This window comes from Bradyrhizobium sp. AZCC 2230, from assembly GCF_036924495.1.
GTDB classification, from domain to species: Bacteria; Pseudomonadota; Alphaproteobacteria; order Rhizobiales; family Xanthobacteraceae; genus Bradyrhizobium; species Bradyrhizobium rifense.
Map to the genome: position 1 here is coordinate 2034307 of NZ_JAZHRS010000001.1, position 13898 is coordinate 2048204.

Genomic DNA, 13898 nt, shown 5'->3' on the forward strand with positions numbered 1-13898 from the left:
GCCAACTAAACCGTCGGCAACACCGAGAACGCCTCCCCCGCCCTGCGCAGGTTCAGCTCATCCACGCTGGCCGTTTCACTCGTCACGCTGTCCACCCGCGACGACGGCGGGCCGTGACGGCAGAGTGCGACCATGTCGGCGACGTGTTTCGGCGCTCCCGCGAACAGCGCTTCCACGCTGCCGTCACGACGGTTGCGGACCCAGCCTTCAAGGCCACAAGTCACCGCCTGGGACTCGACCCAGGCCCGATAGCCGACGCCTTGCACGCGGCCGCGGATCATGACCTGGAGGATCGCCCGGCTCATTTTTTCAGCCCGAGCAGATCGGCGCTGCGCGCTTTCGCTTCGGCTTCGCGCATGACACGATTGGTCAGCTCCCCCGACGGCAATCCCTTCAGCGCTTTCGGCGCCGTGCCCTCGCGCAGCGCCTTCTGGACGTCGTAGACGGCTTGAGTCGCTGCCGCGATCGGCGCGTGGCCCTGAAGCGCGATGCGGACGCGTTGGCTGGCGAGATAGTCGATCGCGTTCAATTCGTCCGGCGCGCCACCGAGCACGATCGGCAGCCGCGTTGCGGATACGATGGCTTCGAGCTCAGCGCGCGACTTGATGCCCGTGAAGAACAGTGCATCGACGCCGGTGGCTTCATAGGCCTTGGCGCGGCGGATCGCGTCGTCGATCGAGCTGATTGAGGCCGCACCGGTGCGGCCCATGATGACTAGCGAGGGATCGCTGCGGCCGTCGAGCGCGGCCTTCATCTTGCCGACGCCCTCCTCCAGCGAGATCAGCTGCGCCTTCGCCTCGCCAAAGGCGGCCGGCAGCAGCGTGTCCTCGATGGTGAGGCTGGCGGCGCCCGCCGTCTCCAGCTCCTGCACCGTGCGGCGCACGTTGAGCGCATTGCCATAGCCGTGATCGGCATCGACCAGCACCGGCAACGCGGCGGCGCGCGACATCCGCCGCATCTGCTCGGCCAACTCGGTGAGCGTGATCAGGGTGACATCGGGATCGCCGAGCACGGCCAGCGAGGCCACCGAACCGCCGAACATTCCGAGCGGAAAGCCGAGGTCCTCGGCAATGCGGATCGAGATCGCGTCATAGACCGAGCCGGGATGGACGCAAGCCCCGCCCGACAGGATGGAACGCAGTTTCTCGCGGCGGGAACGAAAGGCCATGGTGCCCTCTCTATTGTTGCGACACAGCCGCAACATACTCCGTCATTGCGAGCGTAGCGAAGCAATCCAGAATCTTTCCACGGAGGCAGTCTGGATTGCTCGCAATGACGACGTTCGTGGGGCTCGGCGAGAGCCCCACGCGCACGCTCTACGCAAACTCCAGGATCAGCGCGTCCACCGCGAGCGTCGCGCCGGCGCTGGCGTGGATTTTCTTCACGGTGCCGTCCTGCTCGGCGCGGAGCACGTTCTGCATCTTCATGGCCTCGACCACGGCCAGCGTCTCGCCGGCCTTGACCTCCTGGCCTTCGATCACAGCGATCGAGACGATGAGGCCGGGCATCGGACACAGCAGCTTCTTGCCGGTGTCGGAGGCCGTCGTCACCGGCATCAGCTTCGCCGAGGCCGCTTCCGCTTCGGTCCAGACATAAACCGGCACCTCGACGCCCTGATGCGCAAGGCGGATGCCGTTGGCGATCGGGCGGGCCTGCACCGCAACGAAGTGGCCATCGATAGTGCCCTGCCAGACCGGATCGCCCGGCTTCCATGCGGACTGCAGCAGATGTGCATTGCCGGCCTTGCCGTCGGCGTCGACGAAGCGCACCGCGATCGCCTCACCCTCGCGGGCAACCTCGAGCAAAATCTCCTGGCGGTCCAGCCACACCGCGCGGCGGCGCTCGCGCTGCACGATGCGGCCGCCCATCTGGCCGGAGATCTGGCGCTTGCGCTCGCCGAGCACATGGTCGATGGCGGCGCCGACCGCAGCGATGCGCCGCGCGACCTCACCTTCGGGCACACGCACGGAAAAGCCCTTGGGGAATTCCTCGGCGATGAAGCCGGTCGACAGATTGCCCTCGCGCCAGCGCGGATGATGCATCAGCGCCGACAGGAACGGGATGTTGTGGCGGATGCCGTCGACATAGAACGAATCCAGCGCGGTCGCCTGCGCCTCGATCGCAGCCGCGCGCGACGGCGCATGCGTGACGAGTTTTGCGATCATCGGATCGTAATGGATCGAGATCTCGCCGCCTTCCTGCACGCCGGTGTCGTTGCGCACGGTGATGCCGTCCTTGCTCATCTCGGCCGGAGGGCGATACTTCACCAGCCGCCCGATCGAGGGCAGGAAGTTGCGGAACGGGTCTTCGGCGTAGAGGCGCGATTCCACCGCCCAGCCGGTCAGCGTGACGTCCTTCTGCGTAAGCGCGAGCTTCTCGCCCGCGGCAACGCGGATCATCTGCTCGACGAGGTCGACGCCGGTGACGAGCTCGGTAACGGGATGCTCGACCTGAAGACGCGTGTTCATCTCGAGGAAGTAGAAGCTCTTGTCCTGGCCGGCGACGAACTCGACGGTGCCCGCGGAATCGTAGTTCACGGCCTTGGCCAGCGCGACCGCCTGCTCGCCCATCTTGCGGCGGGTGGCTTCGTCGAGCAGCGGCGAAGGCGCCTCCTCGATGACCTTCTGGTTGCGGCGCTGGATCGAGCATTCGCGCTCGCCGAGATAGATCACGTTGCCGTGCTTGTCGCCCAGTACCTGGATCTCGATGTGGCGGGGATCGACGATGAACTTTTCGACAAAGACGCGGTCGTCGCCGAACGAGGCCTTGGCCTCGGCCTTGGCGAGATTGAAACCTTCGGCGACCTCGGCCTTCGAATGCGCGATGCGCATGCCCTTGCCGCCGCCGCCGGCGGAAGCCTTGATCATCACGGGATAGCCGATCTCGTCGGAAATCCTGACCGCGTGCTTGTCGTCCTCGATCACGCCGAGATAGCCCGGCACGGTCGAGACCTTGGCTTTCGCAGCCGCTTTCTTGGATTCGATCTTGTCGCCCATCGCCGCGATCGCGCCCGGGTTCGGGCCGATGAAGACGATGCCGGCGGCCTCCAGCGCGCGCGGAAACGCCTCGCGCTCGGACAGGAAGCCGTAGCCGGGATGCACGGCCTCGGCGCCGGTCTTGCGGCAGGCTTCCACGATCTTCTCGATCACCAGATAGCTCTCGGCCGCAGCGGGCGGGCCGATCAGCACGGCCTCGTCAGCCATCTCGACATGGAGGGCGTCGCGGTCGGCCTCGGAATAGACGGCAACCGTCTGAATTCCCATCTTGCGGGCGGTCTTGATGACCCGGCAGGCGATTTCGCCGCGGTTGGCGATCAAAATGCGTTTGAACATGATTTTCTTGAGTCTCGACCTTGGGCGGGACCCTTCCCTGGCCGTTGGGCCTATGGAACGGGCCGTGTGGCTCCCGTGGTACATCAAAATGGGCCGGAGGCAACGGTCTAAATCCGGCCCCGCGGGCGTACCAGCGCAAGACCGATCGGGCCCGGCGAACCCCTTGGATGACCTACGGCTTCCCGGCCTTGGTCCTGTCCTTGGCCACGTCCCGGACCAGGCTGTGAATGAAGCCCAGTTTCGCCACCACCGCGGGCGAGAGGATGAAGGGATAGAGGTCGCGCATCCCCATGGCGCGGTTGACGCTGTTCATAGCGAAGGTGAAGGGCAGCCATGCGTCGACGATCGCCTCGACGCCTTTCGCCTCGTAGGGGTTGAACCGGATTCGCGTCGACAACTCTCCGTCGCGGTCGACCTTGGGACGCACCTCCATGCCGAACTCCGAGGCCATCTCCAGGGTGTCGACGATGTGGAGGTAATGCGCCCAGGTCTCGGCGAAGTCTTCCCAGGGGTGCATCGTCGCATAGGACGAGACGTAATTCTGCTGCCAGTCCGGCGGCGCGCCTTCGGCATAGTGGCGCTGCAGGGCCTCACCGTAATCGACGGAATCGTCGCCGAACACAGCGCGGCATTCGTCCAGTTTGCCGCCGTCACGCACCAGCACGTCCCAGAAATAGTGCCCGACCTCGTGGCGGAAATGCCCGAGCAGCGTCCGGTAGGGCTCGCCCATCTCCAGCCTGCGCCGCTCGCGCTCGATGCCATCGGTCTCAGTCAGCGCGATCGTGATCAGGCCGTTGTCATGGCCGGTCAGGATTCTCTGGCCGCTGTTGGGATCATCGGCGAGGAAATTGAAGATCAGGCCGTGCTCGGGGTTCTCCTGCCGGGTCTGGAGCGGCAGCTTCCAGCGGATCAGCGAATAGAACAGCCGGTGCTTCGCCACCTCCAGCTCGCGCCAGCCCGCGAGCTGCGCGGGGTCGGAGAGATCAGGCACGATGCCGTTATGGCGGCAGGCGCGGCAGTAGCCGGTGGTATCGACGGCATCGGTGAGCCAGTTGCAGGCGTCGTACTCGGCATTGCGGCACAGCATCCGTCCCTTGCCCTTGTCGGCGAGCGTGGCCCAGCCCTCCCCGTCGGGCTCGATCGCCGACATCGTCTCCTTCTCCGGCAGGAAGGCGACCTTGTGGCCGCAACGTTCGCAGGCGCGGTTCTCGAAATAGAGAACATTGCTGCAGGCCTGGCAGACAAAGAGCTTCAAGATCTAGCCTCTTGGGAAAGGGTGTTTTACGAATGAGAGTTGCAGCGCCTCGCAGATACGCCCATCGACGCCCCATCGTTCCAATGTTTTGGAACAAATAGCCAGACCCCGCGTTCGCTCATACCCGCCACACGCCGTTCGGCGGGGTGTTTCCCTTATCTATTCCCTTTTTGAGCAATGGCTATCACGCCTTGTCTGTGTGAATATCGGCTTGGCACGTGCGCTCCCGCATCACAACGGCCGACGCCTTGAACGATCCTTTGCCCGAGACCATTGCCGCCGAAAGGCTGCGCCAGCACCTCCAAGACATCGCGCGGGAGCGTGATGAAGCCTATCGCGCGCTCCAGGAGCGCGAGGCGGAGCTAGCGCGCATCCAGCGCATCGGCAAGGTCGGCGGGCTCGAGGTCGACTTCCGCGAAGGTTTCAAGAACCGCCGCTCGCCGGAATATCTGATGATCCACGGGCTGCCGCCCGAGGCCGCAGATGAATCGCACGAGGACTGGGTCAGCCGTATCCATCCCGATGACCGCGACGCGACCGTCAAGCATTTCTTTGAGGCGCTGGCCGGGACCAGCGCGGACTACACCGCTGAATACCGCATCGTCCGCCCCAGCGACGGCGAGACGCGCTGGATCCGCGTCGTCGCCAAGATCGAGCGCGACAGCGACGGCCGTGCCATCCGCCTCGTCGGCGCCCATATCGACGTCACCGACCAGATGCTGGTGCGCGAGACCTTGCGCGAGAGCGAGGAGCGGTTTCGGCTGATCGCCGACAGCGCACCGGTGCCGATCTGGGTGACGAAGCTCGACCGCACGCGTTCCTTCGCCAACCAGGCCTATGTCGATTTCGTCGGCCTGCCCTACGATCAGGCCATCGCCTTCGACTGGCGCAAGGTGCTGCATCCGGACGACCTGCCGCATGTGCTGCAGCAATCGGTCCAGGGGGAAGCGTCGCTCAAGCCGTTCGTGCTGGAGGCACGCTACAGGGATGCCTCCGGCGAATGGCGCTGGCTGCGCTCGGAATCGCAGCCGCGCTGGGACCCGACCGGCAAGCATATCGGCTTCATCGGCGTCGCCCACGACATCACCGTCGCCAAGCAGGCCGAGATCGAGCTGCGGCAGCTCAACGAGACGCTCGAAGAGCGCATCGCCGAGCGCACCGCCGAGCTCGAATCCAACGAGGCGCGGCTGCGCGCAATTTTGGGGACCAGCAACCAGTATCAGGGGCTGGTCAACCTCAAGGGCGAATTGCTCTACGCCAACAAGACCGCGCTCGACGGCATGAAGGCGAACTCTGCCGACGTGATCGGCAAGCTGTTCTGGGACACACCCTGGTTCAGCACCACCGAGGGCATGAGCACCGCGGTGCGCGAGGCCTTCGATACCGTACTGAAAGGCGAAGCGGTGCGGATGGAAATGCGGCTGCGCCTTCCCATCGGCGAGCGCGACTTCGAGTTCGGCATGCGCCCGGTGCTCGACCGTCACGGCAACATCACCGGCGCGGTGCCGGAGGCCGTCGACATCACCGAGCGTCGCCGCGGCGAGGAGGCGCTGCGGCAGTCACAGAAGATGGAGGCGATCGGCCAGCTCACCGGCGGCGTCGCGCACGATTTCAACAATCTCCTCACCATCATCCGCTCTGCGACAGACTTCCTGCGCCGGCGCGAGCTGCCGGAGGAGCGCCGCCGCCGCTATGTCGACGCCATCTCCGACACTGTCGAGCGCGCCTCGAAACTGACCGCGCAGCTTCTGGCATTCGCACGCCGGCAGCCGCTGAAACCGCAGATCTTCAACGTCGGCAGCCAGGTCGAGGGCGTGGCGCAGCTGGTCCGGCCGCTGGTCGGCGGCCGCATCGAGATCGTCGTCGAGATCGACGATGCCGATTGCTTCACGGTGGCCGACATCGCGCAGTTCGAGACGGCGCTGATCAATCTCGCCATCAACGCCCGCGATGCCATGGACGGCGAAGGCCGCCTCACCATCGCCGTGCGCAAGGTTCAGGGCATCCCGAACCTGCGCACGCAGTCGGCGCGCGGCGGCGATTACGTCGCAATCTCGCTCGCGGATACCGGCAGCGGCATCGCGCCCGAGAACATCGACGCCATCTTCGAGCCGTTCTTCACCACCAAGGAGGTCGGCAAAGGCACCGGCCTCGGCCTCAGCCAGGCGTTCGGCTTCGCAAAACAGTCCGAAGGCGACATCGCGGTGACGAGCACGCGGGGCCAGGGGGCGACCTTCACGATCTACCTGCCGCAGGCGCAAAGCCCTGCAGCCGAAAAGGAAGCCGCATCGTTCACCAGCGAAGGCTCGACCACCGGGCGCGGCTACCGCGTGCTCGTGGTCGAGGACAATGACGATGTCGGCCAGTTCTCGACGGAGCTGCTGGAGGATCTCGGCTACGTCACCCGCCGCGTCGCCAACGCCAACGCGGCGCTGGCCATCCTCGGCGAGAACGAGTTCGCCGTCGATCTGGTGTTCTCCGACGTCATCATGCCCGGCATGAACGGCGTCGAGCTCGCCGGCATCATCCGCGAGCGCTATCCGGGCCTGCCGGTGGTGCTGACCAGCGGCTACAGCAACGTGCTCGCAGAGAACGCCCACCGCGGCTTCGAGCTGATCCAGAAACCGTATTCGGTGGAATCGCTCTCGCGCATCCTGCGCAAGGCGATCACGGAAAAGCTGTCGGTGGCTCGCTAAGGAACCCGCATGAAACCCGCCATCTTCTCCGCCTGGCAGAGCTGGGCGCTGCTCTCCGCCTGCTTCGCCGCACTGACCGCGATCTTCGCCAAGGTCGGCGTCGAGAACATCAATCCGGACCTGGCGACCTTCATCCGCACCATCGTAGTGCTGCTGGCTTTCTCGATGCTGCTGTTCTTCACCGGGCAATTCGCCGTACCTTCGGCGGTCTCGTCGAAAACCTGGCTTTTCCTGGTGCTGTCGGGGCTTGCGACCGGCGCGTCGTGGCTGTGTTACTTTCGTGCGCTGAAACTCGGACCCGCGACACTGGTGGCACCGATCGACAAGCTCAGCGTCGTGCTGGTTGCCCTGTTCGCCTTTGCCTTTCTCGGCGAGCGGCCGACGGCACAGGGCTGGATCGGGATCGCGATGATCGGCGCCGGCGCGGTTCTCCTGGCCGTGAAGTTTTAGGGCGGAACAAAGGTGGCGTGAGATCGGTTTCTGCCCGAGCACTTCCCAGCCTCGATCGAGAGACCGATGTCGCGCGACAACCCCGATCAGGCAAGGCAGGCCGGCCGCGCGCTGGATGCGGCGAATTTCTTCCTTGCCGACGTCCGCGACGGCCTCGGCCCCTATCTCGCCGTCTATCTCCTCACCGAGCAGCACTGGGACGAGGCGCGGATCGGTCTCGTGATGTCGATTTCGACCATCGCCGGCATCGTGGCGCAGACGCCGGCCGGCGCGCTGGTCGATGCGACGCGGGCAAAACGGACAGTGATGGTGATTGCTGCCGTCATGGTGACCCTCGCCTCGTTGTCCCTACCGCTGTTTCCGACCTTCGGGCCCGTTGCGATCTCGCAGGGCATCGCGCAGGCTGCCGCCGTGATCTTCCTGCCCGCGATCGCCGCCATTTCGCTCGGCATTTTCGGCCATGCCGCCTTCACCCGACGGATCGGACGCAACGAGACCTTTAATCACGCCGGCAACGCGGTTGCGGCCGGTCTCGCGGGCGTGTCCGCTTATTGGTTCGGCCCGACTGTCGTGTTCTACCTTCTCGGCGCGATGGCGATCGCGAGCCTCGTCAGCATCCTGGCGATCCCCGAACGCGCCATCGACCACGACCTTGCCCGCGGGCTGGACGACGCCGATGCACAGAGCGAGCAGCCGTCAGGCCTCGCCGTGCTGCTGACCTGTCGCCCCCTGCTCGTCTTCGCGATCTGCGTATTGCTGTTCCATCTTTCCAACGCCGCGATGCTGCCACTGGTCGGGCAAAAGCTGGCGCTGCAGGACAAGAACATGGGCACCAGCCTGATGTCGGCCTGCATCGTGGCCGCGCAATTGGTGATGGTGCCGTTCGCGATGCTGGTCGGCGCCAAGGCCGACCGATGGGGCCACAAGCGCTTCTTCGTCGCCGCGCTGTTGATACTGCCCGTTCGCGCGCGCGCTCTATACGCTCTCGGACAATCCGTTCTGGCTGGTCGGCGTCCAGCTGCTCGACGGCGTCGGCGCCGGCATTTTTGGCGCGATCTTCCCGGTGATCGTCGCCGACCTCATGCGCAACACGGGTCGCTTCAACGTCGCGCAAGGTGCTGTCATAACGGCCCAGAGCATTGGCGCCGCGTTATCGACGACGCTCGCCGGCTTCGTCGTGGTCGGCGCTGGTTACAGCGCGGCCTTCATCACGCTCGGCACAATTGCGGCAATCGGCGCCGTGATCTGCCTGCTCGCCCTCCCCGAAAGGCGGCAAATCGCAGACGACGATCCGCGTCCGCGGGGGAAGACAGTGGCGTCGGCTTCCGCTATCGCTGCCAAATGAACTCGCGCCACAAGGATTGAACGTGCCGTTTGACGCCATCTGGGCCTGGAGCATCATCGTCGCCGCGACCGCTTGCGTCATCATCCGTCCTTTTCGCCTGCCCGAGGCGATCTGGGCCGTGCTCGGCGCCGGCGCCCTCGTCCTGCTCGGCCTCCTGCCATGGCAGGATGCACTCACCGGTATCGAGAAGGGCGTCGACGTCTATCTGTTCCTGATCGGCATGATGCTGATCGCGGAGCTCGCCCGGCTCGAGGGCCTGTTCGATTATCTGGCAGCCCTCGCGGTGGAATATGCATCCGGCTCGCCGCAGCGACTGTTCCTGCTGATCTACATCGTCGGCACGGTCGTCACCGTGCTGCTCTCGAACGATGCCACCGCCATCGTGCTGACGCCGGCAGTCTATGCCGCGACGCGCGCGGCCGGCGCCAAGCCGCTGCCCTATCTGTTCGTCTGCGCGTTCATCGCCAATGCCGCGAGCTTCGTGCTGCCGATCTCCAATCCCGCCAATCTCGTCGTGTTCGGCGCGCGCATGCCGCAGCTCACCGAATGGCTGCGCCTGTTCGCCCTGCCCTCGGCGGCCTCGATACTGCTCACCTATATCGTGCTGCGCCTGACCCAACATCGCGCGCTGAAGGAAGAGACCATCGCACGCAGCGTGCCGCATCCAAAGCTCGGTCGCGGCGGCAAGCTGACGGCCGTCGGCATCGTCGCCATCGGCGTCGTCCTGGTCACAGCCTCCGCGCTCGACAAGCAACTGGGCCTGCCGACCTTCATCTGCGGCGTGGTGACGGCCGCGATCGTGCTGCTGATCAGCCGCCAATCGCCGCTGCCGGTTCTGAAGGGCGTGTCCTGGAGCGTGCTGCCGCTGGTCGGCGGGCTCTTCGTGATGGTCGAGGCTCTGGTGAAGACCGGCGTCATCGGACAGCTCAGTGCGCTGCTGCATCAGGCGGTCGCGCAATCCATCCCGAAGGCCGCCTGGAGCGTCGGCATTGCGACGGCGATGGCCACCAATATTGCCAACAATCTGCCGGTTGGCCTCGTCGCGGGCTCGGTCGCGGCCAGCGATCACCTGCCAACGCCAGTGGTCAGCGCCATTCTGATCGGCGTCGATCTCGGCCCCAATTTGTCGGTCACGGGCTCGCTTGCGACCATCCTCTGGCTGGTCGCGCTCCGCCGCGAGAAGATCGAGGTCGGCGCCTGGCCGTTCCTCAAGCTCGGCATGCTGGTGACGCCGCCCGCCCTGATCGCTGCGTTGGCGGCCGCGATCAGGTAGCTTGCAAGATCAATCGTTCTCGTAGCCGTAGACTTCCGGCAGGATGAAGAGTGCGGCGAGCAATCCGATCAGCGGGAAGATCGCGACCATCAGCGTGGCATTGGCCTGCCCGACCGCAGCGAACACCGTCGGGAACAGGAAGATCGCCAGGAACGACGGCAACTTCACGAACATGTAGGCGAAGCCGCTCGCCGTGCCGCGATACTTCGGCTTGGCGACCATGGTCGGGATCGTCATGCAGTTCGACGCGTCCCAATAATGGCCCCACAGCATGGCGGCGGCCGCGAACGGCAGCAGGGTCTTGTTGTCGGTGTAGAGCGCGAAAGCTGCGACCAGCAGCGAGGCCAGCACGATCGAGAAGCCCGCGATGGCGATGCCGCGGTGGCCGATCTTCGGCGTCAGCAACGGACCGACCCAGCCGGACAGAGCGGCGAAGCAGAACAGCGCCATCGTCACCAGATTGATACCGAGCACGCTCGACACGCCGACCATCACGAACAGCACGGGCAAATAGAACGCGAAGGTCGAGAACTCGCTGCCTTGCGCAAAGCAGGCAATCCAGCCGTAGACCGTCGCGCGCCAGCGGATCGGGTCCTGCTTGAGGTCGGCCAGAAACGCACGCGTGCTGACTTTCGGGACCTGCACGTCCCGGTCCGGCAGCATGGCGAGATCGTCGTTGAACATCTCGCGCGCGACCTGCTTGGCCTCACGATAACGCCCCTTCTGCACCAGCCACACCGCCGTCTCCGGCACGTCGTGGCGCATGATCAGGATGATCAGCGCCGGCACCGCACCGAGGCCGAGCGTCACACGCCACAGCATCTCGTGCTGGATGTCGAACAGCAGAAAGATCACGATGACACCGATGGTCAGCACTTCACCGACGGCGAACATGAACTGCCAGCGATTGCCCATCACCTCGCGCTCACCCTTGGCCATGGATTCCATGATGTAGGTGTAGCCGGTCGAGATATCCGAGCCGAGGGGAACGCCGAGCAGGAAGCGGATCACGACGAGCCAGCCGACGCTCGGCACGAAGGCCTGCGCCAGCGCCAGCACGATGAACATCACCATCGTCACCAGGAACATCACGCGGCGGCCGATCTTGTCGGACAGCCAGCCGCCGAGCAGCGCGCCGATCAACGCGCCGCCCTGCGTGCCGGCCGCGGCGAGGCCGAGCATCAGCGGATCAGGATTGTACTGCTCCTTGATGAAGATCAGCACGAAGGCGATCGAATAGAGGTCCCAGGCCTCGACCAGGATCGAGGCCATCATCAGCCAGCCGACCTTGTTACCCTTGGGACTGTAGTTCGTGATGAGGTAGCGGACCGCAGCTTCGCTCGCGGTCGGTTGTGGCACGGCCATCGTTGACATGTTTGGTCCTCTCTTCAAAACTCTTTACGCACCGAGCAGCGGCTCGATGCTGCAATCGAGCAGGCGCGGGTCGATCCCCGTTTCCATGCCCGTGAACATCTCGCCCATGTAGTCGATCAGTGCGTCGCTCGCCTTCACCGCATCCTCGACGCGGCGGTTGGCGACGGCATTGAGAATGGAAAGATGATGGTCGATCGTGCCGGACAGGTCGGCCTGCCCCGGCATGAAACGGTGGTGGATGTAGCCGATGCGGCGGTACAGCGTGTGCAATGGCCGAAGCGTATGCACCAGAAACGGCTCACCCGCGGCTTCCAGCACCAGCGCGTCGATGCGGCGGTCGATGCTGTTGAACTCGTCGAGGGTTAGCGTAGCGCGGCGCTCGCGCAGCAAGCGCTCGATGTGGAACGCCTGATTGCGGTGCGAGAGACTGGCGCGATCGGCCGCAAGGCGGACGACGAAGCGCTCCATGTCACGGCGCAAGGCCAGCAGCATGCGTTCGCGCGCGAGATCGATCGGCGCGATGTGCAGGCCATGGCGCGGACGGATGATGATGAGCGTATCGGCGGAGAGACGATTGACCGCGTGATGCACCGGCGTGCGGCCGAAGCCGGTGATCTGCTGCAACTCCAGCATCGTCATGAATTGTCCGGGCTTGAGCTCGCAATGAACGAGCAGCTCCTCGATCTTCTGATAGGCCAGCTCGAAGAAGTTGAGACGGTTGCGCCGCGAGGGCTTGCCCTCGCCGTCGTCCTCGTTTCTCACCACCTCGAGCGTGCGCTTGCGCCGTGCCATGTCGTCCTCTCCCGTCAGCCCGCGCTCTCGTTGCTGGGCGGCGCCTTATTTGTGGCACCCTTAAAACATGTTGTGATATATTACAAGCAAGCGTAAGACTTTCGCGGACGCGTTGCATGTTGCAGCGCAAAATGAAAACACGACGGTGCGAGGCGCCTGTGACGGGAGGACAATTGCCGTGAAGATCACGTCGATCGAGACACTGCGCACCGAGGAATTCTCCAACGTCATCTGGGTGCGCGTTCACACCGATACGGGCATGATCGGTCTCGGCGAAACCTTTTATGGTGCCGGCGCAGTCGAAGCGCAGATCCACGACACCTTTGCCGGTCGCCTGCTCGGCCGTAACCCCCTCCATATCGAGGCGATCCATCGCGACATGCTGAACCTGCCGATGGCGCAGTCCTCGACCGGCGTGGAATATCGCGCGGCGTCGGCGATCGACATCGCGCTGTGGGATCTGTTCGGCAAGGTCTGCAATCAGCCGGTGCACCAGATGCTTGGCGGCCTCTGCCGCGACAAGCAGCGCATCTACAACACCTGCGCCGGCACGCAATATGTCCGCTCCACCAATATCAGCCCGGTCTCGAACTGGAATCTCGGTGCCAACAAGGGTCCGTACGAGGATCTCGACGGCTTCATGAACCGCGCCGATGCACTCGCCGAAAACCTCCTGGAAAGCGGCATTTCGGCGATGAAGATCTGGCCGTTCGATCCGGCGGCGCAGGAGAACAAGGGTCTCTACATCACGGCCGCCCAGATGAAGCAGGCGATCGAGCCGTTCGAGAAGATCCGCAAAGCCGTCGGCGACAAGATGGAGATCATGGTCGAGCTCCATTCGCTGTGGAATTTGCCGACCGCAAAGCAGATCGCCCGCGCGCTCGAGCCCTACAAGCCGACCTGGTACGAAGACCCGATCCGCATGAACTCGCCCCAGGCGCTGGCCGAATATGCCCGCTCGACCGACGTCTGGGTCTGCGCCAGCGAGACGCTGGGCTCGCGCTTCCCCTACAAGGACATGCTGGACCGCGACGCCATGCACGTGGTGATGGCCGATCTGTGCTGGACCGGCGGCCTCACCGAGGGCCGCAAGATCGCCGCGATGGCCGAGACCTATCACCGGCCCTTCGCGCCGCATGACTGCATCGGCCCGATCGGCTTCATCGCCGCCATCCACATGTCGTTCAGCCAGCCCAACACGCTGATCCAGGAATCCGTGCGCGCCTTCTACAAGGGCTGGTACAACGAACTCGTCACCACGATGCCAACGATCAAGGACGGCTATGTCTTCCCGATGGAAGGCCCCGGCCTTGGCGTCGATCTTCTGCCCGCCGTATTCGATCGCTCCGATCTGACCGTGCGTCGCTCCAACGCTTGAGGA

Annotated in this window: 10 protein-coding genes and 1 pseudogene; 5 read left to right on the forward strand and 6 right to left on the reverse strand. The window is 64.7% G+C overall.

Annotated features, from left to right (window positions below; all coding sequences use genetic code 11):
* Window positions 1-5: 5 nt before the first annotated feature.
* The 4 genes from V1280_RS09865 to V1280_RS09880 all read right to left on the reverse strand — a co-directional run bounded on the left by V1280_RS09865 (window position 6) and on the right by V1280_RS09880 (window position 4587).
* Window positions 6-305, reverse strand: a complete 300-nt coding sequence (locus tag V1280_RS09865) for an acylphosphatase (protein ID WP_334522372.1) — start codon at window positions 303-305, stop codon at window positions 6-8.
* Complete coding sequence (locus V1280_RS09870) at window positions 302-1168, reverse strand: isocitrate lyase/PEP mutase family protein (RefSeq protein WP_334522374.1); 867 nt, start codon at window positions 1166-1168, stop codon at window positions 302-304. The genes V1280_RS09865 and V1280_RS09870 overlap by 4 nt, the downstream gene beginning before the upstream one ends.
* A gap of 148 nt (window positions 1169-1316) precedes the next feature.
* Window positions 1317-3332, reverse strand: a complete 2016-nt coding sequence (locus V1280_RS09875; protein WP_334522377.1) for an acetyl/propionyl/methylcrotonyl-CoA carboxylase subunit alpha — start codon at window positions 3330-3332, stop codon at window positions 1317-1319.
* Between the two features lie 172 nt (window positions 3333-3504).
* Entirely contained in the window at window positions 3505-4587 is a 1083-nt protein-coding gene (locus V1280_RS09880) for a zinc-binding metallopeptidase family protein (protein WP_334522380.1), read from the reverse strand.
* 218 nt (window positions 4588-4805) lie between these two features.
* On the opposite strand from V1280_RS09880, the gene V1280_RS09885 reads away from it, so the two are divergent.
* The 4 genes and pseudogenes from V1280_RS09885 to V1280_RS09900 all read left to right on the forward strand — a co-directional run bounded on the left by V1280_RS09885 (window position 4806) and on the right by V1280_RS09900 (window position 10351).
* Window positions 4806-7283, forward strand: a complete 2478-nt coding sequence (locus V1280_RS09885) for a PAS domain-containing hybrid sensor histidine kinase/response regulator (RefSeq protein ID WP_334522383.1) — start codon at window positions 4806-4808, stop codon at window positions 7281-7283.
* A 9-nt stretch (window positions 7284-7292) separates the two neighbouring features.
* Window positions 7293-7733: an EamA family transporter gene (locus V1280_RS09890; protein ID WP_334522386.1), complete on the forward strand. Its 441-nt coding sequence runs from the start codon at window positions 7293-7295 to the stop codon at window positions 7731-7733.
* Window positions 7734-7799: 66 nt separating this feature from the next.
* Window positions 7800-9078, forward strand: a pseudogene (locus tag V1280_RS09895) (MFS transporter).
* 22 nt (window positions 9079-9100) lie between these two features.
* Complete coding sequence (locus V1280_RS09900; RefSeq protein ID WP_334522389.1) at window positions 9101-10351, forward strand: arsenic transporter; 1251 nt, start codon at window positions 9101-9103, stop codon at window positions 10349-10351.
* 9 nt (window positions 10352-10360) lie between these two features.
* Here the strand turns inward: V1280_RS09900 and V1280_RS09905 are convergent, their stop codons facing one another.
* A complete protein-coding gene (locus V1280_RS09905) occupies window positions 10361-11725 on the reverse strand; it encodes an MFS transporter (RefSeq protein ID WP_334522392.1) in 1365 nt (454 codons plus the stop codon).
* Window positions 11726-11749: 24 nt separating this feature from the next.
* Window positions 11750-12517, reverse strand: a complete 768-nt coding sequence (locus V1280_RS09910) for a GntR family transcriptional regulator (RefSeq protein WP_334522395.1) — start codon at window positions 12515-12517, stop codon at window positions 11750-11752.
* A gap of 178 nt (window positions 12518-12695) precedes the next feature.
* Between V1280_RS09910 and V1280_RS09915 the strand changes: the two genes are divergently transcribed.
* Window positions 12696-13895, forward strand: a complete 1200-nt coding sequence (locus V1280_RS09915; protein ID WP_334522398.1) for a mandelate racemase/muconate lactonizing enzyme family protein — start codon at window positions 12696-12698, stop codon at window positions 13893-13895.
* Window positions 13896-13898: the final 3 nt, after the last annotated feature.

Coding starts and splice junctions, on each gene's coding strand:
- V1280_RS09870 (WP_334522374.1), bottom strand. CDS start 1,168: ATGGCCTTTCGTTCCCGCCGCGAGAAACTGCGTTCCATCCTGTCGGGC.
- V1280_RS09910 (WP_334522395.1), bottom strand. CDS start 12,517: ATGGCACGGCGCAAGCGCACGCTCGAGGTGGTGAGAAACGAGGACGAC.
- V1280_RS09890 (WP_334522386.1), top strand. CDS start 7,293: ATGAAACCCGCCATCTTCTCCGCCTGGCAGAGCTGGGCGCTGCTCTCC.
- V1280_RS09865 (WP_334522372.1), bottom strand. CDS start 305: ATGAGCCGGGCGATCCTCCAGGTCATGATCCGCGGCCGCGTGCAAGGC.
- V1280_RS09875 (WP_334522377.1), bottom strand. CDS start 3,332: ATGTTCAAACGCATTTTGATCGCCAACCGCGGCGAAATCGCCTGCCGG.
- V1280_RS09905 (WP_334522392.1), bottom strand. CDS start 11,725: ATGTCAACGATGGCCGTGCCACAACCGACCGCGAGCGAAGCTGCGGTC.